A 21,881-nucleotide genomic window follows, 5' to 3' on the forward strand; every position below is an offset into this window, starting at 1 on the left:
GGTGGCTTCCCTACCTCCGCATCTTTCGCCGCAGATCCAGCGTGAACGGAAACTCCCGGCTGCCCGGCAGCTCAATCGTCGCAGGCGGCACCGCCAGCCTGCCCGGCGTGTGGCCCATGCGCGAGAAGCGCGCCAGGCGGCGGCTTTCGGCCTCATACGCGTTGACCGGGAAGGTGTCGTAGTTGCGCCCGCCCGGGTGCGCCACGTGGTACTGGCAGCCGCCGAGCGAGCGGTTCATCCAGGTGTCCACGATGTCGAACGTGAGCGGCGCATGGGCGCCAATGGTCGGGTGCAAGGCCGAGGGCGGGTTCCAGGCCTTGTAGCGCACACCGGCCACAAATTCGCCGGTCGTGCCCGTGCTTTGCAGCGGCAGCGGCTGGCCGTTGACGGTGACCACATGGCGGCTTTCGTTCATGCCCGTCACGCGCACCTCGATGCGCTCCAGCGACGAGTCCACATAGCGCACGGTGCCGCCCGCAGAGCCTTCCTCGCCCATCACATGCCAGGGTTCCAGCGCGTTGCGCAGGGTCAGCTCCACGCCCATCGATTGGACGGTGCCGACCATGGGGAAGCGGAATTCGAACTGTGGCGCAAACCAGGCGGGGTCGAACGCGTAGCCTGCAGTGTTCATCTCGGCCATCACGTCGTGCATGTCCTGCTGGATGAAGGTGGGCAGCATCCAGCGGTCGTGCAGCTCGGTGCCCCAGCGGGCGGCGGGCGCGCGGTAGGGCGCCTTCCAGAAGCGGGCGATCAGGGCGCGCAGCAGCAGCTGCTGCACCACGCTCATGTGGGCGTGGGGCGGCATCTCGAACGCGCGCAGCTCCAGCAGGCCCAGGCGACCGGTGCTGCTGTCGGGCGAGAACATCTTGTCGATGGAAAACTCGCTGCGGTGGGTATTGCCCGTCACGTCCACCAGGATGTTGCGCAGCGTGCGGTCCACCAGCCAGGGCGGCATGTCCTGGCCGTACAGGGCGCGGTTGGATTCGATCTCGCGCAGTGCGATCTCCAGCTCATACAGCTGGTCGTTGCGCGCCTCGTCCACGCGCGGCGACTGGCTGGTGGGGCCGATGAACAGGCCGCTGAACAGGTAGCTCAGGCTGGGGTGGTTGTGCCAGTACAGCAGCAGGCTGGCCAGCAGCTCGGGCTTGCGCAAGAACGGCGAGTCGGCCGGTGTGGCGCCGCCCATCACAAAATGGTTGCCGCCGCCGGTGCCGGTGTGGCGGCCATCGGTCATGAACTTCTCGGCCGACAGGCGCGTCTCCCACGCGGCCTGGTACAGAAACTCGGTGTGCTGCACCAGCTCCTTCCAATGGCTGGCGGGGTGGATGTTCACTTCGATCACGCCCGGGTCGGGCGTGACTGCCAGCACCTTCAGGCGTGCGTCGCGCGGGGGCGGGTAGCCTTCGAGCACGATCTTCATGCCCAGCTCTTCGGCCGTGGCTTCGATGGCGGCCAGCAGGTCCAGGTAGTCGTCCAGGCGTGCCAGGGGCGGCATGAACACGTACAAAACGCCGTACTTCTCGCCCACCTTCTCCGCCTTGGGGCCGCTGGCGCGGCGCGGGTCGCGCACCTCCACGCACAGGGCGGTGCGTGACAGGCCTGCGGCCGACTGGAACTTGCCCGGGGGCTGCACGCCCGCATGGGGGTCGGGCTGCCCTGCCTGGCGCGCGTGGTCGCCGCCCGCAGTGCCTTGCGCCATGCGGCGTGCCTCGCCCGGTGCGGTGGCGCCCGCCAGGTAGGGCAGGTCGCGGTCGCCGGTGACAGGGCCCGCTGGAACGGAATACCGCGCACGCAGCGTGGCGGCAGCGGCCAGCGGGCCCTGGGGTGCAGTCGGGTCTTGCGCGATCAGGTGATCGGTGTCCGACGCCTTCACCCAGGGCAGGGCGTCCAGCGGCAGGCGGTAGCCCATGGGCGAATCGCCGGGGATGAGCAGCATGCGGTCATCGCGGAAGAACCACGGCCCGGTGCTCCACACGCTGCCCACCAGCGTGCCAGCGCCTTCGCCTGCCTGCAGCGGCAGCACGTAGCCCACCACGCTGTCGAGTTTTTGCTCGAACACGCGGCGAAGGCGTGCGCGCTCCAGCTCATCGTCCAGGCGCGCGTCAAACGGGTCCACGTTGACCGGCAGGCGCCGCTCGCGCCACAGGTAGTAGAAGGTGTCTTCATAACCGGGCTGGATGTAGCGGTCGGTGATGCCCAGCTTGCGCGTGAGGTGGCGCACAAAACGTTCGGCATCGGCGCTGGTGTAGTGCGAGGGGTAGCGTTCGTCAGCAAACAGCGCGGGGTTCTGCCACGCGGGCTGGCCGTCGGCGCGCCAGCAGATCGACAGTGCCCAGCGCGGCAACTGCTCGCCCGGGTACCACTTGCCCTGGCCAAAGTGCAGGAAGCCGCCCTGGCCGTATTCGGCGCGCAGCTTGTGCACCAGCTCGGTGGCAAAACCGCGCTTGGTGGGGCCCAGGGCGTCGGTGTTCCACTCCGGCGCGTCGCGGTCGCCCACGGCCACAAAGGTGGGCTCGCCGCCCATGGTCAGGCGCACATCGCCCGCCACCAGGTCGGCGTCCACCCGCTCGCCCAGCGCCAGCACGGCCCGCCACTGGGCTTCGGTGTAGGGCTTGGTCACGCGGGGCGATTCAAAGATGCGCGTCACGCGCATCTCGTGGCTGAACTCCACCTCGGCCTTGTCCACGCCGCCTTCAATCGGCGCGGCGCCCGAGGGCTGGGGTGTGCAAGCGAGCGGGATGTGGCCCTCGCCCGCCATCAGGCCGCTGGTGGCATCCAGGCCGATCCAGCCTGCGCCGGGCAGGTAGACCTCGCACCAGGCGTGCAGGTCGGTGAAGTCGTGGTCGGTGCCGCTGGGGCCGTCCAGCGCCTTCACGTCCGGCGTGAGCTGGATCAGGTAGCCCGACACAAACCGCGCCGCCAGCCCCAGGTGGCGCAGCAGCTGCACCAGCAGCCAGCCCGAGTCGCGGCACGAGCCGCTGGCTTTTTGCAGCGTTTCCTCGGGTGTCTGCACGCCGGGTTCCATGCGGATCAGGTAGCGGATGTCTTGCGATACCTGCTGGTTGAGCTTGACCAGGAAATCGATGGTGCGCTGCTTGCTGCGGTCCACCTTGTCCAGATAGGCCTGCACCAGCGGTGTCATCGGGTCGGTAGCCAGGTAGGGCGCCAGCTCCTGCTGCACATCGCTGCTGTAGTTGAACGGGATGTTCTCGGCCTCGGGCTCCAGGAAGAAGTCGAAGGGGTTGTACACCGCCATTTCCACCACCAGGTCCACCGTGACCTTGAACTCGCGCGTCTTCTCGGGGAAGACCAGCCGCGCCTGGTAGTTGGCAAACGGGTCCTGCTGCCAGTTGATGAAGTGCTGCGCGGGCTCGACCTTGAGCGAGTACGAAATCACATTGCTGCGACAGTGGGGCGCGGGCCGCAATCGGATGGTCTGTGGCCCGAGGCCTACCAGCCGGTCGTATTGGTAATGCGTGACGTGGTGGAGCGCGGCGTGGATGGGCATATGCAGGCCATGCTAGCAAGTCCCGAGCCATCGCGGGCAACTATTCCGGGGGCGGTGACAAGCGGTCATCGGCTGTTCACAATGCGCGGTCCGTACCCCGCTGCCGGGGCCGCCTGTTTTTCTGACTGCGCACCAACTTGGTGATGCCCTGATTCACCCATGTCCCAATCCCCCCAACTGCTGCTCCTCCCCGGCCTGGCCGCCGATGAACGCATGTGGCGCGGCGTGCTGCCGCTGCTGCCCGCCGCGCTGCGCCCCGAGGTCGCCACCGCCCACCAGGATGTGAACCTGCACCGCATCGAAGACTTTGCCGCACGCCTGCTGGCACAACACGCGGGGCCACTGGTGCTGGCCGGTGCGTCGATGGGCGGCATGATCGCCATGGAAGCCGCGCGCCAGGCGCCGCAGCGTGTGGCAGGGCTGGCGCTGCTGGGCACCACCGCGCGGCCCGAGACGCCGGATATGCGGGCGCTGCGCGAAGCCGCTATCGAACTCTTTGAACAAGGCCGCCTGCGCGAAGTGATCGAGCCCAACGTGGCCTTTGCCTTTCATCCTGACAACGCCACGCGGCCTGAGCTGGTGCAGGCCTATCTCGACTTTGTGCTGGACGCAGGCGCCTCCCACCTGGTTCGCCAGAACCGCGCCGTCATCCATCGGCCCGATGCCCGCCAGCACCTGCCCGGCGTGGCCTGCCCGGTGCTGGTGGTATGCGGCGAGGCTGACCAGCTCACGCCGCCCGAATGTTCGGCTGAGATTGCGGCGCTGGTGCCCGGTGCTGAGCACCACCTCTTGCCGGACAGCGGCCACATGCTGACCATGGAGCAACCTGAAACGGTGACACGGCTGCTGGTGCAGTGGCTGGCGCGCAGCGGATGGATCTGACCTGAGCTTCCTTCCTCTCGCCTTGTGGACGAGGGCGCAGTGGTGGGCGGGATGGACTTAGAGCGGCTCAAAAAACTCAGCGAAGCGGCCATCCCTAGGCGTTCGGCCTCAGGCCGTACAAGGAGTACGGCAAGGTGGGACAACGACGCCAGGGAAGTTTGTGAGGCGCTCTCAGGCAGTTTGTCGCGCTGGCTTTGTCTCGGGCGCCAGTTGTGTTTCCGCATACCAGCTGCGCAGTTTGCCGGGGTTGAGCAGGCCCTGCGGGTCGAAGCGGCGCTTCATGCCCACCACGGCCGGGTCCAGGTGGTTCTGCTTGCCGTCTTCTACGATGTACACGTGCGGGTTGTTGATCTGCACGCCGTGGTCGCGGTAGATCTGCATGATCTGGTTCAGGCGTTCTTCGGTGGTGTAGCGGATGATCTGCAGGCCGCTGCAGTTGAAGGCGCCTTCCTTGGTGCGCAAGAACTCCAGGTGCATCATGACCTCGCCCTTCAGCGCTGCCTCCAGCGCCTTCACCTGCTTGAGGCGGTGCATGGGGTTGAAGCCGCTCTGGATGTAAGTCAGGCCCTTGTCCACCTTGAGGGCGTGCAGGGTGGTGTGGTTCCAGGTGTATTCGAGCAGCGTCTTGTGGCTGCCGGCCACTTCGTCGGCGGTCTTGCGGTAGGTAATCTGGCCGCCGTGCTGAGCCACCATATCGCGCATGCCGGCTTCGGAGTGCGGGGCTACCAGCATCAGCACCGCGTGCTGGTCGGCGGGCAAGTGCTCGGCCAGGCTGGTGAAGTATTGCGGGATGGGTGCGGCCAGAAAACACACCTCTTTTTTCTCCAGCCCGGGGGCGCTGCCAAAGCGGTCGGCAAATTCCAGCGCGTCGTCAAACTTGTCGAAGGTAGCGATGCATTCGGTCCACTCCACGGCAGGGGCCAGGGCTACTTCCAGCTCCAGCACGATGCCGTTGGTGCCGTAGGTGTGGTGCAGCAGCATGGCTTCGGGGCCGTGCAGTTCGATGATCTGCGGTTCGGGCTCCACCGTCATCGCACGCACGGCCAGCACGTTGCCAGGCGCGGCCAGCGGGCCGTGGTTGATGGAGCCTGCCCCCCCAAAGCCGCCGCCAAACAGCCCGCCCAGCGTGGCGCTGCGGTAGGTGCTGGGCAGCCAGCGCAGCTCTTGCCCATGGGGCTTGGCCTGCGCATCAAAGTCTGCCAGCCGGATGCCCGACTGCGCGCGGCCCACACCGCCGCGCACCCAGCCAAATGCGTTGTAGCCCGACAGGTCCAGGATCACGCCGCCGTGCAGTGGCGTGCTCTGGCCGTAGTTGCCGGTGCCGCTACCGCGCACGGTGAGGGGAATGCCCGCACTGGCGCAGGCGGCCACCACCTGCCGGATTTCTGCTTCGGTGCGCGGGCGCACGGCGATGTCGCCGCGCTTGCCCGCCAGGTCGCGTTTGAGCACGGGGCTGAACCAGGCAAAGTCCTGTGAGAGGCGGCCCACGCGCAGCGGGTCAGCAATCCAGTCGAGGTCGGGCAGCAGGTCGGGCAGTTGATGGGCGGTGGTGGTCATGTCGGTATCTCCTTGGCCGCTGGTGGCCGTTTTGGGCAAAAGGAAGCCCTTGCCGCGCGCCAGTGGCTGCGCGCAGTGTGTTGGCGATGGGGTTGAAAGGGCTAGTCGTGCGACGTTTCGCTGGCGTGCCAGCCGCCCAGGGCGACACGGGTGAGCCAGGCCATCAGCACGAACAAGGCGACGCCAGTGAGCGAAATCAGCAGCAGTGCAGCAAACATGCGCGGGATGTTGAGCTGAAAGCCGGCCTGCAGAATCTGGTACGCCAGCCCCGCACCCTGGCCCCCGGTGCCCGCCACAAACTCCGCCACCACGGCGCCGATGAGCGCCAGGCCGCTGGAAATGCGCAGCCCGCCAAAAAAGTAGGGCAGCGCGCTCGGGATGCGCAGGCGCAGCAGCGTCTGCAGCCGCGTGGCGCGGTTGAGCTGGAAGTAGCTTTGCAGGTCAGGCTCCACGCTGCGCAAACCCAGCGTGGTGTTGCTGATGATGGGGAACAGGGCGACCAGTGCGGCGCAGATCACCATGGACGCGGTCGGGTCCTTCACCCAGATGATGATGAGCGGCGCCACGGCCACGATGGGCGTGACCTGCAGCAGCACGGCGTAGGGGAAGAGCGCGGTCTCGATGCGTTTGCTCTGCACAAACAGGAACGAGATGAGCACACCCGCCACGGTGGCCACCACAAAGGCCAGCACCGTGATCTTGACGGTGACCCACAGCGAGCCGCCCAGGGCGGCCCAGTCGGTGAACAGCGTCTTCATCATCAGGATGGGCGAGGGCACCAGGTAGGGTGGCAGCTCCATGGCCGTGACCAGCCCCTGCCACAGCGCGATCAGCACCAGGCCGACCAGCACGGGGTAGACCACGCGCTGCACGCGGGGTTGGGCCATGAGCGGCGGGCGTTTGGGTGTGGCCTTGGCGGCAGGTTTGGCAGCGACTGGTGCAGGCGCTGAGCGCGGGGCGGCTGCGGGGTGGGCGGTGACCACGGGCGACGCCATCGGTGCGGAAGGGAAGGGGGTGCTCATGCCACGGTCTCCTCGGTGTCCACGCTGGCGCGCAGCAGGCTGTCCTGCAGCAGCTTGGCGTAGCGGCTGAATTCGGGCGACACCATGAAGTCGGCCGTGCGGGGGTAGGGCGCGTCGATGCGGAACTCTTCGACCACGCGGCCCGGGCGCGCGGCCATCATGACCACGCGGCTGGAGAGGAACACCGCCTCGTGGATCGAGTGCGTCACAAAGATCACGGTGAGCTTCTTCTTGCGCCACAGATCCAGCAGGTCGGCGTCGAGCTTGTGGCGCGTGATTTCGTCCAGTGCTCCAAAGGGCTCGTCCATCAGCAGCAGGTCAGGCTGGGTGACCAGGCCGCGCGCAATCGACACGCGCATCTGCATGCCGCCCGACAGCGCACGGGGCAGGGCGTTGGCAAACTTTGACAACCCCACCAGCGCCAGCGCTTCGGTCACGCGCGCATCGGCCTCGGCGCGGGGCACGCCCGCCAGGTCGAGCGGCAGGCGCACATTGGTCTGCACACTGGCCCAGGGCATGAGCGTGGGCGACTGGAAGACAAACGCCATCTTCTTGCCGCTCTCTTCCAGCTGCGCCACGGGCTTGCGCCACAGGTGCAGGCGGCCGTCGGTGGGCTCCAGCAGGCCTGCCACCATTTTCAGCAGCGTGCTCTTGCCGCAGCCCGAGGGGCCCAGCAGGGTGACGAACTCGCCTTCCTCAATGGTCAGGTCCACCGGCAGCAGGGCCTGGGTGCCATTGGGGTAGGTTTTTTCGGCCGAGAGCACCTCCACGGCGGGTGTGGGGCGCGGCGCGGGTGCCAGAGGTGGCGAGGCAGCGGGAATGGACATGGTGGTGCCTTTCGATGGATGTGGCCGGGGAGGCTGGCCGCTGTGTCAGGGCGTTGGGGCTTATCTGTCGTAGCGCTTGGCTTGGCTCCAGCCGCTGGAAACTGGCGCGGCCCGAGCCAGCGAACGCCGAGCAAGGGCCGCCCCGCAGCGAGGGCGTTGTCCCCCTTGGGGGAAGGCGCGAAGCGACTCAGGGGGATCAAGGAAGAACCTTGAGGTCTTTGACGAACGAAGTTGTGTAGGTCTCGGCCAGCTTCACCTTGGCAGGGTCGATGAGCTTGGCGTCCACCAGGAAGTCGTAGCTGGCCTTGGCGCGTGCGTCGGTCATGATGCCGATGCCCATGGTGGCGGCGTCACCACCCGTGGCCATGCCCATTTCCTTGAGCTTGGCCACGCTGTAGGCGAGCTGCTCGTCGGTCATGTTGGGGTTGTCCTTCTTGATGAGCGCGTTGGCGGGTGCAGGGTCGGCCAGGTAGCTCTTCCAGCCTTCCATCGATGCCTTCACGAACGAGGCCACGGCGGCGCCGCGGTCCTTCACCGTCTTTTCCATGCACGAGATGGTGGTGGCGTACGCTGGGTAGCCCTGGTCGCTGAACATCAGCGTATTGGCCTTGACGCCCGCCTTGGCAATCGCAAACGGCTCGGATGTCAGGTAGCCCTGCTGCGCGGTGTTCTTGTCGGCCACGAAGGGCTGGATGTTGAAGGTGTAGGGGCGCGTCTGCGAGTCGGTGAAGCCGTACTTGGCCTTTAGCCAGGGCCAGTAGCCGCGCTGGGCCGACGAGGCGATCAGGATGGTTTTGCCCTTGAGGTCTTCGAATTTCTTCACGTCCTCGTGCGCGATGAGCACCTGCGGGTCCTTCTGGAACACGGCCGCCACGTTGACCACGGGCACGCCGCCTTCACGCATCTGGATCATCTGCAGGTCGCTCGACCCCATCACGCATTCGGCCTGGCCGGCGGCCATCATCTGCACGATGTTGACCTGCGGGCCGCCCATCTTGATGGTCACATCCAGCCCGTACTTTTTGTACAGGCCCGTGGCCACCGCCTGGTAGAAGCCGCCATGCTCGGCCTGCGCGTACCAGTTGGTCATGTAGGTGAACTTTTCCTGCGCGTGGGCCTGCATGGTGCCGACGGCACCAACAGCGAGCAGCGCGGCTGCACCAAGTTTGGAAAGGCGGGAGGCGGTCTTCATCATGGTGGTACTCCGGTAGGGTGGTGGAGGTGGAACGAAGGGGAAGGCGAAAAGGTTTTGCGGTGGCGTTCGCAGGTTTCAGGCCAGTGCGCTGGAGTGCTCCACGTGGCCGGTGTGATTGGCGCGGCCCCAGGTGGGCTCTGGGCGTGGCGCCCACTGCAACCGATGCAGCTCGGTAATGGCGGCGGCCCAGCTCACGGCCAGCGAGTCGAGGATGGCGTGCCCCTGTTCGGCCGTGGCGGGCAGCGGGTCGCCAATGATTCCGCTGGGGCCGAAGTCGCGCGCACTCCAGGCGCAGGCCGGGCGGCCGTCGGGTGAGAGCAGGGGCGAATCAAAAACGGGCGGGTAGTTGACTACCGCACGCTCCATGTGCACGGTGTCGGGGGCCAGCGCCAGCATCAACGCGGTCTCGGCGTGGCCTGCGTGCATCGCCAGCTTCTTTTCGGTGTCGGACAGGTACTTGCCCGCCACATGCGGCACACGCCAGGTGAAGCTGGGCACCACGATGAAGTCGCCATGGCGCAGGCGCAGCTCGCGCGCGCACATCTCCATCACCTGCGGCTGACCGCCGTGGCCGTTGACGAACAGCAGCTTGCGAAAGCCTGCGCGGTACACCGATTCGCCCACCTCGTTCATGGTAGCCAGCAGGGTCTCGCCGCTCAGCGTGACGGTGCCGGGGAAGTGCAGGTGCTCTTCGGACTTGCCGTAGGTGATGGGGGCCATCGCAAACGCAGGCACATCGGCCGGCAGGCGGGCCAGTGCATGGCCCACCACCCCCGCGCTGATCACCGTGTCCACCGCACACGGCAGGTGCGGGCCATGCTGCTCTGTGGCGCCCGTGGGCAGCACGATGACGGTGTTTTCCTTGTCTGGCAGGTCGGCGGTCTCGGTCCAGCTCAGGTAAGGCAGGTAGCGGTGGGGCGGGTTGTAGCCGTGCAGCATGGGTGGTTCTTTCGTGAAGGAAGCTGTTGTCAGCGCAAAGGGAGGTAGGCCGTGGCCTCCACCTCGATGAGGATGTCGGGCGTGGGCAACATGCCGCTCACTTCCACCACGGTGGATGCAGGGGGCTCGCCGGGGAAGAACAGCTTGCGCACGCGGCTGTACTGCGGGAAGTGGTCCAGGTTCTTGAAGTACTGCACCAGCTTGAACACGTCGGACATCTGGCCGCCCGCCGCTTCAATGGTCTGGCGAATGCGGTCCAGCACATACCAGCTCTGCGCGAGGATGGGGCCCTCCTTGATGTCGCTGCTGAACTCGCCCGTGCGGCCAATCAACGTGGCGGCCTCATGCGGGATGTCGTCGTAGCCACGCACGATGCGGCTGGCGGCAGGGTCCACGGCAATGATCCCGCTCAGGTAGATGAAGTCGCCTGCGCGGCGCCATGCGGCGTAGCGGGCCAGGGGCTGGGCGATGCCCGGCGCAGATGTGGGGCTCATGCGAGGCTCCTTGCGGATTGGGTGGTTGGCACATGCCAGGCAGCCGGTGCATGCCCGCTGGCGACGCGGCCCTGGCGCAGCACCACACGGCTTTGTGCGCGCGATGGAAAGCCCCAGTGGTCGGCCTGCGTGAAGACCAGCAGGTCAGCCACCGTGCCAGGCTGCAGCGGCAGCGCCGTGGTGCCAGTGCGGCCGGTGCACAGCCAGTCGGCGCGGCACAGCGATTCGCTCCATTGGTCGAAAGGTGCATCCAGCTGCGCCGCCAGCACACCCGTGGCCAGGGCTTCCAGCGGGTCAAAGCTGCCCACGGGGCAGAACGGGTCTTGCACGTTGTCGCTGGCGACCAGCACCGGGATGCCGCGTGCACCGGCCTCCTTCACCAGCGTCAGGCCCCGCTGGCGCGGCGTGCGGCCGGTGGTGGCGTCCTGCAGCAGCAGGTTGGTGATGGGCAGCGTGACCAGGGTGATGGGGCTTTGTGCCACGGCATCGAGCGTGGCGAGGGCCGTGGCCTCGTCCTGTGCGGCCAGGGCGCAGGTGTGGCCGCAGACCACATGGCCTTCGAAACCCAGCTCCTTGAGCAGTGCGGCCGTGGTCGCCAAGCCCTGTGCGCCGGGGTGCAGTTCTTCGTCCACATGCAGGTCCACGTTCAGCCCGTGGTGTTGTGCGGCTTCAAACAGGTGGCGCAGCGCCTGCGGGTCCCAGTTGGTGGAGTGCACAAAGCCGCCCAGCAATGCGCCGGGGCCGCTGGTGGCCACGGTGGCGGCCAGCCGCAGGGCGGCGCTGCGGTCTGCGTACAGGTGCAAGGGGATCAGGCTCACACGCTCTAGCGTGATGCGGTCTGCCCAGTCGTGGGCCAGTGCGCGCAACACGTTCCAGGCCAGTGGCTGCGCGTCGGGCTCCCACCAGTCGCAGTGGGTGCGCAGGTGCACGGTGCCTGCGTCGTAGGCCCATTGCAGCGCGCGGCTGGCGCGGGCGTGGATGTCTGCTTCGGTCCAGCCCTGGCGGTCCACCATCATGGCCTCGATGGCGCCCAGCAGGCCGGGTTTGACCTCTCCCAGGCGCGGCAGGGTGAAGGCCTTGTCCAGGTGGGTGTGCGCATCGACCAGGCCGGGCAGCAGCAGCGCGCCCGCCACGTCCCACACCGCGCCATGTGGTGCACGGGATGTGCCGTGGGGCAGCACTTGCACGATGCGGCCCTGGGCCAGCTGCAGGTCGGCCAGTGCGGGCTGGTGGCCCTGCTGCGGCCAGGCGGCGGGCAGCAGCCAGCGCGGCAACCGGGCGCGCAGGATGTGGTCGGGGGTGTTGGATGCGTGCATGCTGTGGCCCTTAGAACGTGGTCTTACGCAAAGCGCGCCATCGCCTGGCCCACGCGGGCCTTGAAGGCCGCCAGCCGGGGCGGTGTGGCCACGTTCATGTGGTAGTAGGCGTGGTAGTCCACCCGCGCCTTGCCGCCGGTGAGCAGGCGCATGTAGCGGGTGATGGACTTGCGCGGCGGGTCGCCCATGAACAGGGCCGTCCAGCGCGGGCGCCCGTAAGTGACCACGGCCGAGATGCGCTTGATGTGCGTGAGCGAGGGCTTGACGTTGTGTGGGTCGCTGATGTCAAAGGCCACTCCGGGCATGAGCACGCGGTCGAAAAATCCTTTGAGCATCGCCGGCATGCCAAAGCACCAGGTGGGAAAGCAGAAGACCACGGCTTCGGCCCAGAGCAGGCGGTCCACATAGCCCTGCACGGGCAACTGGTTGCTGGGCACCTCGTGGTAGCCCAGGCGCTCTTCGCGTGTCATCACGGGGTTGAAGCCCTCGGCGTACAGGTCGCAGTCGTCCACCTCATGGCCCGCGCCGCGCAGCTGCTGCACCACCTCGGTGTGCAGGGCTGCGTTGTAGCTGGTCTCTACCGGGTGGCAATAGATCACGAGGATGCGCATGGCAGGGGGCCTTCGGGTTGTTGGGGATGGGCCTACAGGTCCAGCGTGAGCGTGGCGCTGTGGCTGCGCGCGCAGCACACGGCGACGTGGGTGGCTTGCTCTGCAGCGCTCAGGCAGCTGTCGCGGTGGTCGGGCTCGCCGTCCAGCCAGCGGGTCACGCAGGTGCCGCACATACCCTGCTCGCACAGGGTTTCCAGCGGTACGCCAGCGAGCTGCAGCACATCGGCCATGCTCTCGCCGGGGGCGACGGGCAAGCGCATCTGGCTGCTCTGCAGGATCAGCTCGAATGCATGTTCTGTGCGGGCGGCGTCGGCGGTGTCAGGGGCTGTCTGCATTGTTTGACCATGTGATTTGATCGATTGGTCAAACTATTGCAAAGGCTGTGCCAGCCACAAAAAGCGGTCAAACGTCTTTGTGGTGGATCAACGCGGCCTGAAAGCGGCTTTTGACGCCGCGCGCTGGTGCAAATTTCCCGGGACTCGTCCCTCGGGCACCCGAGGGATGCCCAGAATGGGGCGGGGGCCTTAGTCTGGTGCGAGGCCGCAGCCCAGCAGCACAAAGCTGGTGAGTTCACGCACGATGGGCTCGCGGTCGATGGGCTCGTCGGGCGCCAGGCCCAGCATGATGTGCACCTGCACGCCGTAGTCGGCGTAGTGCTGCGTCATGCCCCAGATCTGCATGAGCAGCAGCGTGGGGTTGACGGCGCGCATGCGGCCTTCGGCAATCCAGCGGTTGATGAGGTCCACCTTCTGCTGGGTGGACTTGACGGCCACGGGCCAGTATTTGCCCAGGTTGCGCCCACCGCCCAGCACCTCGGTGGTGAAGATGCGCGACAGGCCCGGGTTGTCCAGCGCGTAGTCGAGCTTCTTGCGCACGTAGCTGCTCAACACCTTCTTGGGATCGTCGCTGTTGCTGTCGAAAATGAAGGCGCCCGACCAGCCGTTGAGCACCGAGTACAGCAGCTCTTCATACAGCTCTTCCTTGCTGCTGATGTAGTAGTGCAGCTGGGGCTTGGTCAGGCCCGCGCGCTCGGCAATGGCCTTGGTGGATGCCCCTTTGAACCCATGGCGGCTGAACTCGGCAACCGCCGCCTCGCGGATGGCGGTGAGGATGCGCTCGCGCCCTTGTTTGGCGCGGCCCAGGAGTGCGCCCGAGGCGACATCGGTTTCGGTTTCAGTCATGGACGGGCGGGGTGCGGGATGCGCGGCTTGCAAGAGACAACAGGTAGAAGATAGCGATTTTGCGCGCTACTGCTCGCTTCACGCTTTCCAGAAACCGATGTGGGGAACGCTGGCCTCCTCGATCAGCGCGGGGCCAATGCACTCGATGGAATGGGGCGATGCTGCGAACACATCGCGGCAGGACAGCTCTGCATCGCGTTGTTCCGCTCGCTCGCCGCGATAGACCCGTAGGCGAACGGCGTCAATGCCAAACACCACGCGACCGATGCCAGACCAGAAAATTGCACCTGCGCACATCACGCAGGGCTCGGCCGACGAGTACAGCGTGGCCTTGGCCAGTGCATCGCGGCCCACGCGGGGGCTGAGCTGGCGCACCGCGTTGGTTTCGGCATGGCCCGTGCAGTCGCCGGTTTCGGTGGTGTTGCAGTAGGCCTCGGCCAGCAGGCGCCCTTCGGCACTGATGACCACCGCACCAAACGGACGGTTGCCGCGCGCGCGGGCAGTGCACGACCACGCGATGGCCTGGCGCAGGTAGGTGCCGTCGGTGTCGTTGATGGGCGTGGGGTCGTCAAAACTGGCTGGGCGTGCAGACATGAGCGCGTGCATGGTGTGTCTCCGTCGATGGTGGGTGAGTTGCTGTCGTTGTGCAACGCCGGACTGTCTGCACGCCCGCCGTTGTGGTGCAGGGCGCTATGCATTTGGCATGCCAATCACAATCAGTGACATGTATGCATGGCTTTTGACGCGCTGTGCACAAGCGCTCTGGCTGCTTGCTGGCACACATGCAAGGCGGTTTGGGCATTCTTCTTGCATCGCTATTGGCGAGAGTAGAAGCGTTCACTGCGTTGCCCCTGTGCCATCCTGCACGAGGCGATGCCAGTCGGAAATTGCTCTTGAAGCCCGCTGCGTGCGCAGCGGTGTGCGTTGGCACACCGTGGCTTCAAGGGTTGAACGGACGGCCGCCGCAGGCGGTGCCACCCACTCTTGAAGCACCCAGCGGGAGGGCCTTTCTTCCTTCCACTTGTCTTCAGGAGAACTGCATGACCACCACCACCGCCACCTACGACCTCGCTGAGCTGCAAAAAGAAACGCGCATGGGCGCGATGGGCTCGGAAACCGCGAGCCGCGAGATCCGCCGCATCGACCTCAGCCACTTTGCTCAGCGCAAGACCGAGATTGCCGACCAGCTGTGGGACGCCGCAGTCGATGTCGGCTTTTTCCAGATCGTGAACCACGGCATTGACCTGGCCGAGGTGCACAACGCCTTCGCGATGACCGAGCGCTTCTTTGCGCTGCCGCATGCCGTGAAGGCGCAGTACCCGCTCAAGAAGGCGCTCAACGTGGGCTGGGAGAGCCGCGCGCAGGTGCGCCCCTCCACCGGCACACCGGACCAGAAGGAGTCGTACCAGATCACCCGCCCGCACATGGCGGGCCTCTGGCCCACTGACGAGGAGCTGGCGGGCTTTCAATCCACCATGCTGAACTTTGAGGGCCAGTGCTGGCAGGTGGCCATGCAGGTGCTGTCGTGTTTTGCGTGGAAGCTGGGGTTTGACGAGGCCTTCTTTGCGCGTGCGCACGACCCTGCACAGGCCAGCTACCAAAGCACCTTGCGCCTGCTGCACTACTTTGCGACCCCGCCCGAGCAACAAGCCAGGCTGGGTCTGTGGCGTGCCGGGGCCCATACCGACTTTGACTGCCTGACCCTGCTCTTTCAGCGCCAGGGCCAGGGCGGTCTGCAGGTCTGCCCCGGCAAGGAGATGGACACGCAGGCCTGGACCTCGGTGGAGCCCGACGAGCAGGCCATCACCTGCAACATCGGGGACATGCTGATGCGCTGGAGCGACGACCAGCTGCCCAGCAACTTCCACCGTGTGAAGAACCCGCTGCCCGGCGAGTACATGGGGCCGCGCTACAGCATCGCCTTCTTTGCCCAGGCCAACCGCGACGCCATCATCGAAGGGCCAGGCAAGAAGTACCCGGCGATTGCTGCGGGTGACTACCTGAACCAGCGGGTGGCGGCGAACTTCAAGGCGTATTGATGGCGAGTAGGCTGCCGGTAGCCGTGCGGCTTACAGCCAGGGCTGGAGCCACCCCAGCCCGTCGCTGGTGGCGTGGGCTGCCGTGCCGCGCGCGGGGCGGTATTCGCAGCCGATCCAGCCGTCGTAGCCCAGGCTGTCCAGCAGGTTGAAGAGATAGGTGTAGTTGATCTCGCCCACATCGGGCTCGTGGCGCTCGGGCACACCGGCAATCTGGAAGTGGCCGACGTTGCCGGTGGGCAGGTACTGGCGCACCTTCATGGCCAGGTCGCCTTCCATGATCTGGCAGTGGTACAGGTCCATCTGCACCTTCACGTTGGCGGCGCCGATCTCTGCGATCAGCGCATGGGCCTGGTCCTGGCGTCTCAGGAAGAAGCCGGGCATGTCGCGGCCATTGATGGGCTCCAGCAGGATCTGGATGCCATGGGGTGCAGCCTGCTCGGCGGCGTAGCGCACATTGGCGATGTAGGTTGCGCGCACGGTGGCTGCGTCAGCGCCCTGAGGCACCAGCCCGGCCATCACGTGGATGCGGGGGCACTGCAGCGCCTGGGCGTATTCAACCGCCTTGGCAATGCCTTCGCGGAACTCGGCCTCGCGTCCGGGCAGGCAGGCCAGCCCGCGTTCGCCCGCGTCCCAGTTGCCGGGCGGGGCGTTGAACAGCACTTGCTGCAGGCCGTTGGCCTGCAGGCGTGTGGCCAGTTCTTGCGCCGGGTAGGCGTAAGGGAAGAGGTATTCCACCGCCTTGAAGCCATCGCGGGCAGCGGCGGCAAAGCGGTCGAGAAAGTCCACGTCGTTGTAGAGCATGGACAGGTTGGCGGCAAAGCGGGGCATGAAATGTTCCTGAAAAGAGAAGATCAGCGGCGCGGTGCGCTGTTGAGCACCTGCGCCAGCCGGTCTTGGTAAAAGCGCGCCAGGCCCACTGTGCTGTGGCCGAGGGTGTCGGCGCTGGCAGGGATCACGTAGGCCTGGGCGTGCGGGATGCGGGCGATGGCTTTGTCCAGCACGCCCAGCTCGGGCGGGTTGCGCTCATCGTCTGCTGAGTTGATGGCCAGCACGCGCGCGGTGATGCGTTCCAGCCCGGGCTCGGGGTCGTAGTCGCGCGAGGCTTCCCACTGGTAGATGTGGTCGTTGGCATCGCCGCGGAAAGGGGCTTTGAGGCGCTGCTCCACCAGCGCATCGGCTGCAGCGCGGTTGGGGGCCAGCTTTTGCAAGCCTTGATTACCCCCGTCGGTGCCCGTGCCAAAGAACACCGACGCAAGTTGCAGGCTGCGGGGCTGGCGGGTGTAGTTGCCGCCCTGCCATTCGGGGTCGTTGCGGATGGCTTCGACCAGCAGGCGGCGCATCATCCAGTTACGGCCCGACATGGCGGCGGGCAGCGAGGCCATGGGCACGGCAATGTCCATGAAGTCGGGGTAGCGCTGGGCCCACGCCCAGGTGTGCATGCCGCCCATGGAGTTGCCAATGATGGCGCGCACATGGCGCACGCCCAGGTGTTCGGTCAGCAGGCGGTACTGGGCCTGCACCATGTCGTCATAGTTGTAGGCCGGAAACGCGGCGCGCAGGCCGTCCGACGGCTTGCTGGAGCGGCCGGTGCCGATGGCGTCCGGCAGGATGATGAAGTGCTTGCGCGCATCCAGCGGCTGGCCGGGGCCAAACAGCGTGCCTGCAAAGCCGGGCGTGAGCATGCTCTCTGCCGAGCCATTGGTGCCATGCAGCACCAGCACCGGCTCTCCGGTGGGTTCGCCCACGGTGGAGTAGGCCAGCTTGAGTTCGGGCAAAGTCTGGCCGGTGTGGAAGCGGAAGTCCTTGACGACCCATTCGCCATGCTTGGGGGCGGGGTAGTCCGCAGCCGTTGCGCCGCCTGTGGCCAGCACGCCCAGCAGCACGGGGGCAAAGGCTTTGCGCCAGAAAGAAAGGGTCATGGTTTGTCTCCTTGTGTGTGTTCTTTCGTCCCCGCGCCATGGGCACAGCCCGCCCGTTACCAGTGTGCACCAAAGCTCTGGCGCAGCTCCTCGATCTGGGGCTCGGTCAGCGGCGTGGGGCGGGGCTGGCACAGCATCCACAGACGCGCGGTTTCTTCCAGCTCTTCCAGCACGGCCATGGCGGCGGCAGGCGCGTCGTGCCACACGTTGGGCCCCAGGCGCGCCAGCATCACGGCACGCACGGGGCTGCCCTGTGCGGCATAGCGGGTGATGGTCTGCGCCACCTGCGCTGCCGCTGCGGCGTCACCGGGGCGGTGGTAGGGAATGTGCGGCACGCGGCCCACCTTCATGACGAAGTAGGGCGTGACGGGAGGCAGCAATTGCGCGTCGGGCGCCAACCGGCCGTCTGCAGACGTGTCGGCTTGCAGCGAGCAGGCCACCAGGTGCGTGCTGTGGGTGTGGATCACGCAGCGCGCCGGGGCCGCAGTCGAAGCCGAGGCCTCGTAAATCTGCCGGTGCAGCGCAATGGTCTTGCTGGCCCGGTCGCCCGCCACCTGCTGGCCTTGGGCGTCCAGACGCGCCAGCCGCTCGGGCTGCAGCGTGCCCAGGCAGGCATCGGTGGGGGTGATGAGGTAGCCGTCGGCCAGGCGCACGCTGATGTTGCCTGCGGTGGCATGCACATAGCCCCGCTCAAACAGGCTGCGGCCCACGCGGCAGATCTCATCGCGGGCTTGTGGCTCATCCATGAAGGCGGGGGTAGAGGTCATGCCAACAATTGTGCAAAAGCCTTGGTAAAAAAGTCGGTGCTGCCGAAATTGCCCGACTTCAGCGTGATGTGCAGACCGTCCTTGGCGTCGGGGGCCACGGCATGGCACCACGGCACGCCGGGGTCGATCTGCGCGCCAATGCGCATTTGCGTGATGCCCAGGGCCTGCACGCAGGCACCGGAGGTTTCACCACCTGCCACGATGAGTTGGCGCACACCGCGCTGCACCAGGCCGCGTGCAATGGCGGCAATGGTGTCTTCCACCATGGCACCGGCTTTCTCGGAACCCAGCTTGCCCTGAATGGCGCGCACGGCCGAGGGCTCGGCGGTGGAATACACCAGCACCGGCCCCTGGCCCATGTGGCCTTCCGCCCATGCCAGCGCTTCGGCGGCCACGTCCACGCCTGCGGCGATGCGCAGCGGGTCGATGGCCAGGGCTGGCTTGCCTGCCTTGATGAAATCCATCACCTGCTGGTTGGTCGCCACCGAGCAGCTGCCCGAAACGATGGCCTGCAGCCCTTGCGCTGCGGGCAGGCGGGCGGCCTCGTTGCTGGGAGCCACGCCAAAGTTGCCCGGCAGGCCAATGGCCACGCCCGAGCCGGCCGTCACCAGCGGCATGCCCTTGAGCGCAGGGCCCAGGCGCAGCAGGTCGGCGTTGGACACCGCATCGACCACGGCCATGCGCACACCCTCGGCCTTGAGTTGGTCGATGCGCGCGCGGATGGCAGCCTCGCCCTGTGCGACCACGCTGTGGTCGATCAGGCCCACGCGGCTGGCCGTCTGCGCTTGCAGCACGCGCACCAGGTTGGGGTCGGTCATGGGCGTGAGCGGGTGGTTTTGCATGCCGCTCTCGTTCAGCAGCACATCGCCCACAAACAGGTAACCCTTGAACACGGTGCGCTTGTTGTCGGGGAAGGCGGGCGTGGCGATGGTGAAGTCGGTGCCCAGGGCCTGCATCAGCGCATCGGTCACGGGGCCGATGTTGCCTTCGGCCGTGCTGTCAAAGGTGGAGCAGTATTTGAAGTAGATCTGCTCGGCGCCTTGCGCTTTCAGCCATTGCAGCGCGGCCAGGGACTGGGCGATGGCCTCGTCTTTGGGAATGGTGCGCGACTTGAGCGCGACCACAATGGCGTCTGCCTCGGCGTCGAGCGGTGCGGTGGGCACGCCCATGGCCTGCACCACGCGCATGCCTGCGCGCACGAGGTTGTTGGCCAGGTCGGTCGCGCCCGTGAAGTCGTCGGCAATGCAGCCCAGCAACGCGCGTGTCATGCCTTCTCCTTTCCTTCGGGCAACGTGATGCCAGGGAAGATCTTGATCACGGCGCTGTCATCTTCCTTGGCAAAGCCTGCGGTGGAGGCTTGCATGAACATCTGGTGCGCAGTGGCCGCCAGCGGCAGGGGAAATTTGCTGGCGCGTGCGGTGTCCAGCACCAGGCCCAGGTCCTTCACGAAGATATCGACGGCCGACAGCGGCGTGTAGTCGCCCGCCAGCACATGGGCCATGCGGTTTTCAAACATCCAGCTGTTGCCCGCGCTGTTCGTGATCACTTCATACAAGGAGCTTGCTTCCACGCCTTCGCGCAGGCCCAGGGCCATGGCTTCGGCGGCCACGGCAATGTGCACACCGGCCAGCAGCTGGTTGATGATCTTGACCTTGCTGCCCGCACCCGCCTTGTCGCCCAGGCGGTACACCTTGCCGGCCATGCCGTCGAGCACGGCGCCCGCTGCGGCATAGGCCTCGGGCTTGGCCGAGGTCATCATGGTCATCTGGCCCGAGGCAGCCTTGGCTGCGCCGCCGGAGATGGGGGCGTCCACATAGTGCAGGCCCAGGGCGTTCAGGCGCGCTTCCATCGCCACGGACCAGTTGGGGTCCACGGTGGAGCACATCACAAAGGTGCTGCCGGGGCGCATGGTGCTGGCTGCACCGCCCTTGCCATCGTCGCCAAATAGCACGCTCTCGGTCTGCGCGGCGTTGACCACCACCGATACCACCACATCACTCACCGCTGCCAGTGCGGCGGTGGTGGCGTGGGCCGTCCCGCCATCGGCCACAAAGGCATCGGCCACGCCGGGGCGCACGTCGCAGACGTGGATGGTGAAGCCGTTGTTGCGCAGGGTCTTGGCAATGCCAGCGCCCATGGCGCCCAGGCCGATGATGCCGACGGTGGGTTTTGTCATGTTGTCAGTCCTTCAAAGAAATTCAAAAAGGGGGCGTTCAGGCCACCAGCACCCAAAGCAAAGCCGTGAGTGCAAAACCCGCCAGGCCCAGCACGGTGGTCAGTACGGTCCAGGTGCGCAGGCCATCACCCACGCTCAGGCCCAGGTAGCGGGTCACGATCCAGAAGCCCGAATCGTTGACGTGCGACAGCCCGAGGCTGCCAAAGCCGATGGCAACCGTGAGCAGCGCCACTTGCAAGGGGGAATACCCGCCACCTGTCATCGCATCGGCCAGCAGGCCGCAGGTGGTGATGATGGCCACGGTGGCCGAGCCCTGTGCTGCGCGCAGCGCCAAAGAGATGATGAACGCCAGCAGGATGAGCGGCAGGTGCGTGGCCGTGAGGCTCTGCGACAGTGCGGCGCCAATGCCGCTGGCGGTGAGCACCTTGGCAAACACGCCGCCCGCGCCCGTCACCAGGATCACGGTGGCGGCAGGGGGCAGGGCGGATTCCATGATGGCGTTGGTGCGTTCACGGTTCCAGCCCTGGTTGCGGCCCAGCAGAAACATGGCCAGGCCCACGGCCACCATCAGCGCAAAGATGGGCGAGCCGATGAAGCCCAGCACGTTGCGCAGGCTGTCGCCCTTGGGCAGCAGGGTGGCGCCGGTGGTGCCTGCCATGATGAGGGCCAGTGGGATCAGGATGAGCGCCATGATTGTGCCCACGCCCGGTGCGCTGCGGGCCTTGGACGCGGTGCTGTCTTCGCTGTTGCCAAAGGCCGCAAACTGCTCTGCCGTGGTGGGCAGCATGGGGTAGCCCTTGCGGTTGAGCCACCCCGACACGACCTGGGACAGCGCCGCCAGCGGGATGCAGATGGCCAGGCCGATGATGGTGATCCAGCCAATGTCGCCCTTGACGATGGCCGCCCCTCCGACGATGCCGGGGTGCGGTGGCACCACCACGTGCGCGGCCAGCATGATGCCCGCTACGGGCAGGCCGAATTTGATGGGGTTGACCCCCGCCGCCTTGCAAAAGCCGTAGACGATGGGCACCAGGATGATGAAGCCCACATCAAAAAACACCGGGATGGCCAGCACCAGCGCGGCGGCCGTGAGGGCCGTGGGCACCCGCGTGGGCCCCAGCAGCTGCGTGAAGCGGTTGGCCAGGCTGGCTGCGCCGCCCGAGACCTCGATCATCCGTCCCAGCATGGAACCCAGCGCCACCAGGATGGCGACCGAACCCAGCGTGCCGCCCATGCCCGCAATCAGCGTGCTGATGATGTCGCCGATGGGCATGCCCGTGGCGAAGGCGACGAGAAAGCTCACGAGCATCATGGCCACGAAGGCGTGGACTTGCCAACGGATGATGAGCAACAGAAGCAGGGCAATGCTGCCGGCGCCGATTCCGAGAAGTGCGAGGGTGGACATGTGAGGGATATCTCCGGGATGGAAGGGTGGCAGACGGAGCAAC

Annotated in this window: 20 protein-coding genes; 2 read left to right on the forward strand and 18 right to left on the reverse strand. The window is 66.5% G+C overall.

Going from position 1 to position 21,881, the window contains the following annotated elements; genetic code table 11:
• Window positions 1-10: 10 nt before the first annotated feature.
• On the reverse strand, window positions 11-3,508 hold the full coding sequence (locus LPA35_RS08575; RefSeq protein ID WP_228896473.1) for a DUF2126 domain-containing protein: 3,498 nt from the start codon (window positions 3,506-3,508) through the stop codon (window positions 11-13).
• 159 nt (window positions 3,509-3,667) lie between these two features.
• On the opposite strand from LPA35_RS08575, the gene LPA35_RS08580 reads away from it, so the two are divergent.
• Window positions 3,668-4,390: an alpha/beta fold hydrolase gene (locus LPA35_RS08580; RefSeq protein ID WP_121505597.1), complete on the forward strand. Its 723-nt coding sequence runs from the start codon at window positions 3,668-3,670 to the stop codon at window positions 4,388-4,390.
• A gap of 171 nt (window positions 4,391-4,561) precedes the next feature.
• Here the strand turns inward: LPA35_RS08580 and LPA35_RS08585 are convergent, their stop codons facing one another.
• From LPA35_RS08585 to LPA35_RS08635, 11 genes are all read right to left on the reverse strand, one after another.
• Window positions 4,562-5,947 (reverse strand): FAD-binding oxidoreductase, encoded by a 1,386-nt coding sequence (locus tag LPA35_RS08585; RefSeq protein WP_228896474.1) that lies wholly within the window; start codon window positions 5,945-5,947, stop codon window positions 4,562-4,564.
• Window positions 5,948-6,048: 101 nt separating this feature from the next.
• Complete coding sequence (locus LPA35_RS08590) at window positions 6,049-6,969, reverse strand: ABC transporter permease (RefSeq protein WP_370641382.1); 921 nt, start codon at window positions 6,967-6,969, stop codon at window positions 6,049-6,051.
• Window positions 6,966-7,796, reverse strand: coding sequence for an ABC transporter ATP-binding protein (locus tag LPA35_RS08595; protein WP_228896476.1), 831 nt, complete (start codon window positions 7,794-7,796; stop codon window positions 6,966-6,968). Before LPA35_RS08595 ends, LPA35_RS08590 begins: the two co-directional genes overlap by 4 nt.
• A gap of 196 nt (window positions 7,797-7,992) precedes the next feature.
• Window positions 7,993-8,991 (reverse strand): ABC transporter substrate-binding protein, encoded by a 999-nt coding sequence (locus LPA35_RS08600; protein WP_228896478.1) that lies wholly within the window; start codon window positions 8,989-8,991, stop codon window positions 7,993-7,995.
• A gap of 75 nt (window positions 8,992-9,066) precedes the next feature.
• Window positions 9,067-9,930 carry a creatininase family protein gene (locus LPA35_RS08605; protein ID WP_228896479.1) on the reverse strand — a complete coding sequence of 288 codons (864 nt, stop codon included), beginning with the start codon at window positions 9,928-9,930 and terminating at the stop codon, window positions 9,067-9,069.
• Between the two features lie 29 nt (window positions 9,931-9,959).
• A complete protein-coding gene (locus tag LPA35_RS08610; RefSeq protein WP_121943611.1) occupies window positions 9,960-10,424 on the reverse strand; it encodes a RidA family protein in 465 nt (154 codons plus the stop codon).
• The gene (locus LPA35_RS08615) at window positions 10,421-11,740 is read right to left on the reverse strand and encodes an amidohydrolase family protein (RefSeq protein ID WP_228896481.1); all 1,320 of its coding nucleotides are present in this window, start codon (window positions 11,738-11,740) and stop codon (window positions 10,421-10,423) included. The genes LPA35_RS08610 and LPA35_RS08615 overlap by 4 nt, the downstream gene beginning before the upstream one ends.
• A gap of 23 nt (window positions 11,741-11,763) precedes the next feature.
• On the reverse strand, window positions 11,764-12,351 hold the full coding sequence (locus LPA35_RS08620; protein WP_044398955.1) for an NAD(P)H-dependent oxidoreductase: 588 nt from the start codon (window positions 12,349-12,351) through the stop codon (window positions 11,764-11,766).
• Window positions 12,352-12,383: 32 nt separating this feature from the next.
• Window positions 12,384-12,686: a 2Fe-2S iron-sulfur cluster binding domain-containing protein gene (locus LPA35_RS08625; RefSeq protein ID WP_228896484.1), complete on the reverse strand. Its 303-nt coding sequence runs from the start codon at window positions 12,684-12,686 to the stop codon at window positions 12,384-12,386.
• A 189-nt stretch (window positions 12,687-12,875) separates the two neighbouring features.
• Complete coding sequence (locus LPA35_RS08630; protein WP_218300432.1) at window positions 12,876-13,532, reverse strand: TetR/AcrR family transcriptional regulator; 657 nt, start codon at window positions 13,530-13,532, stop codon at window positions 12,876-12,878.
• Between the two features lie 78 nt (window positions 13,533-13,610).
• Complete coding sequence (locus LPA35_RS08635; protein WP_228896485.1) at window positions 13,611-14,138, reverse strand: nucleoside deaminase; 528 nt, start codon at window positions 14,136-14,138, stop codon at window positions 13,611-13,613.
• A gap of 434 nt (window positions 14,139-14,572) precedes the next feature.
• Here LPA35_RS08635 and LPA35_RS08640 point away from each other — a divergent pair, with 434 nt between their 5' ends.
• Complete coding sequence (locus tag LPA35_RS08640; protein WP_228896487.1) at window positions 14,573-15,571, forward strand: isopenicillin N synthase family oxygenase; 999 nt, start codon at window positions 14,573-14,575, stop codon at window positions 15,569-15,571.
• A 30-nt stretch (window positions 15,572-15,601) separates the two neighbouring features.
• Here LPA35_RS08640 and otnI read toward each other — a convergent pair whose 3' ends face one another.
• Genes otnI through LPA35_RS08670 form a run of 6 tightly spaced genes read right to left on the reverse strand, consistent with a single transcriptional unit; the run spans window position 15,602 to window position 21,838 of the window.
• Complete coding sequence (otnI, locus tag LPA35_RS08645) at window positions 15,602-16,399, reverse strand: 2-oxo-tetronate isomerase (protein WP_228896489.1); 798 nt, start codon at window positions 16,397-16,399, stop codon at window positions 15,602-15,604.
• A gap of 23 nt (window positions 16,400-16,422) precedes the next feature.
• On the reverse strand, window positions 16,423-17,490 hold the full coding sequence (locus LPA35_RS08650; RefSeq protein ID WP_228896491.1) for an alpha/beta fold hydrolase: 1,068 nt from the start codon (window positions 17,488-17,490) through the stop codon (window positions 16,423-16,425).
• Window positions 17,491-17,546: 56 nt separating this feature from the next.
• Window positions 17,547-18,236 (reverse strand): aldolase, encoded by a 690-nt coding sequence (locus tag LPA35_RS08655; RefSeq protein ID WP_228896818.1) that lies wholly within the window; start codon window positions 18,234-18,236, stop codon window positions 17,547-17,549.
• 17 nt (window positions 18,237-18,253) lie between these two features.
• A complete protein-coding gene (gene otnK / locus LPA35_RS08660) occupies window positions 18,254-19,525 on the reverse strand; it encodes a 3-oxo-tetronate kinase (RefSeq protein ID WP_228896493.1) in 1,272 nt (423 codons plus the stop codon).
• Complete coding sequence (gene ltnD / locus LPA35_RS08665) at window positions 19,522-20,433, reverse strand: L-threonate dehydrogenase (protein WP_228896495.1); 912 nt, start codon at window positions 20,431-20,433, stop codon at window positions 19,522-19,524. The genes otnK and ltnD overlap by 4 nt, the downstream gene beginning before the upstream one ends.
• Before the next feature lie 37 nt (window positions 20,434-20,470).
• Complete coding sequence (locus tag LPA35_RS08670; protein ID WP_228896496.1) at window positions 20,471-21,838, reverse strand: GntP family transporter; 1,368 nt, start codon at window positions 21,836-21,838, stop codon at window positions 20,471-20,473.
• Between the last annotated feature and the right edge of the window lie 43 nt (window positions 21,839-21,881).

Source organism: Acidovorax sp. Leaf73, from assembly GCF_916855635.1.
In the GTDB taxonomy this organism is placed as follows: Bacteria; Pseudomonadota; Gammaproteobacteria; order Burkholderiales; family Burkholderiaceae_C; genus Acidovorax; species Acidovorax facilis.

What these genes read in the sequence shown, in the direction of transcription:
- LPA35_RS08635 (WP_228896485.1), bottom strand. Translation starts at nt 14,138, where the DNA reads ATGCACGCGCTCATGTCTGCACGCCCAGCCAGTTTTGACGACCCCACG.
- LPA35_RS08580 (WP_121505597.1), top strand. Translation starts at nt 3,668, where the DNA reads ATGTCCCAATCCCCCCAACTGCTGCTCCTCCCCGGCCTGGCCGCCGAT.
- LPA35_RS08615 (WP_228896481.1), bottom strand. Translation starts at nt 11,740, where the DNA reads ATGCACGCATCCAACACCCCCGACCACATCCTGCGCGCCCGGTTGCCG.
- LPA35_RS08655 (WP_228896818.1), bottom strand. Translation starts at nt 18,236, where the DNA reads ATGGATGAGCCACAAGCCCGCGATGAGATCTGCCGCGTGGGCCGCAGC.
- ltnD (WP_228896495.1), bottom strand. Translation starts at nt 20,433, where the DNA reads ATGACAAAACCCACCGTCGGCATCATCGGCCTGGGCGCCATGGGCGCT.
- LPA35_RS08590 (WP_370641382.1), bottom strand. Translation starts at nt 6,969, where the DNA reads ATGAGCACCCCCTTCCCTTCCGCACCGATGGCGTCGCCCGTGGTCACC.
- LPA35_RS08670 (WP_228896496.1), bottom strand. Translation starts at nt 21,838, where the DNA reads ATGTCCACCCTCGCACTTCTCGGAATCGGCGCCGGCAGCATTGCCCTG.
- LPA35_RS08620 (WP_044398955.1), bottom strand. Translation starts at nt 12,351, where the DNA reads ATGCGCATCCTCGTGATCTATTGCCACCCGGTAGAGACCAGCTACAAC.
- LPA35_RS08625 (WP_228896484.1), bottom strand. Translation starts at nt 12,686, where the DNA reads ATGCAGACAGCCCCTGACACCGCCGACGCCGCCCGCACAGAACATGCA.
- LPA35_RS08630 (WP_218300432.1), bottom strand. Translation starts at nt 13,532, where the DNA reads ATGACTGAAACCGAAACCGATGTCGCCTCGGGCGCACTCCTGGGCCGC.
- LPA35_RS08585 (WP_228896474.1), bottom strand. Translation starts at nt 5,947, where the DNA reads ATGACCACCACCGCCCATCAACTGCCCGACCTGCTGCCCGACCTCGAC.
- otnI (WP_228896489.1), bottom strand. Translation starts at nt 16,399, where the DNA reads ATGCCCCGCTTTGCCGCCAACCTGTCCATGCTCTACAACGACGTGGAC.
- otnK (WP_228896493.1), bottom strand. Translation starts at nt 19,525, where the DNA reads ATGACACGCGCGTTGCTGGGCTGCATTGCCGACGACTTCACGGGCGCG.
- LPA35_RS08610 (WP_121943611.1), bottom strand. Translation starts at nt 10,424, where the DNA reads ATGAGCCCCACATCTGCGCCGGGCATCGCCCAGCCCCTGGCCCGCTAC.
- LPA35_RS08575 (WP_228896473.1), bottom strand. Translation starts at nt 3,508, where the DNA reads ATGCCCATCCACGCCGCGCTCCACCACGTCACGCATTACCAATACGAC.
- LPA35_RS08650 (WP_228896491.1), bottom strand. Translation starts at nt 17,490, where the DNA reads ATGACCCTTTCTTTCTGGCGCAAAGCCTTTGCCCCCGTGCTGCTGGGC.
- LPA35_RS08640 (WP_228896487.1), top strand. Translation starts at nt 14,573, where the DNA reads ATGACCACCACCACCGCCACCTACGACCTCGCTGAGCTGCAAAAAGAA.
- LPA35_RS08595 (WP_228896476.1), bottom strand. Translation starts at nt 7,796, where the DNA reads ATGTCCATTCCCGCTGCCTCGCCACCTCTGGCACCCGCGCCGCGCCCC.
- LPA35_RS08605 (WP_228896479.1), bottom strand. Translation starts at nt 9,930, where the DNA reads ATGCTGCACGGCTACAACCCGCCCCACCGCTACCTGCCTTACCTGAGC.
- LPA35_RS08600 (WP_228896478.1), bottom strand. Translation starts at nt 8,991, where the DNA reads ATGATGAAGACCGCCTCCCGCCTTTCCAAACTTGGTGCAGCCGCGCTG.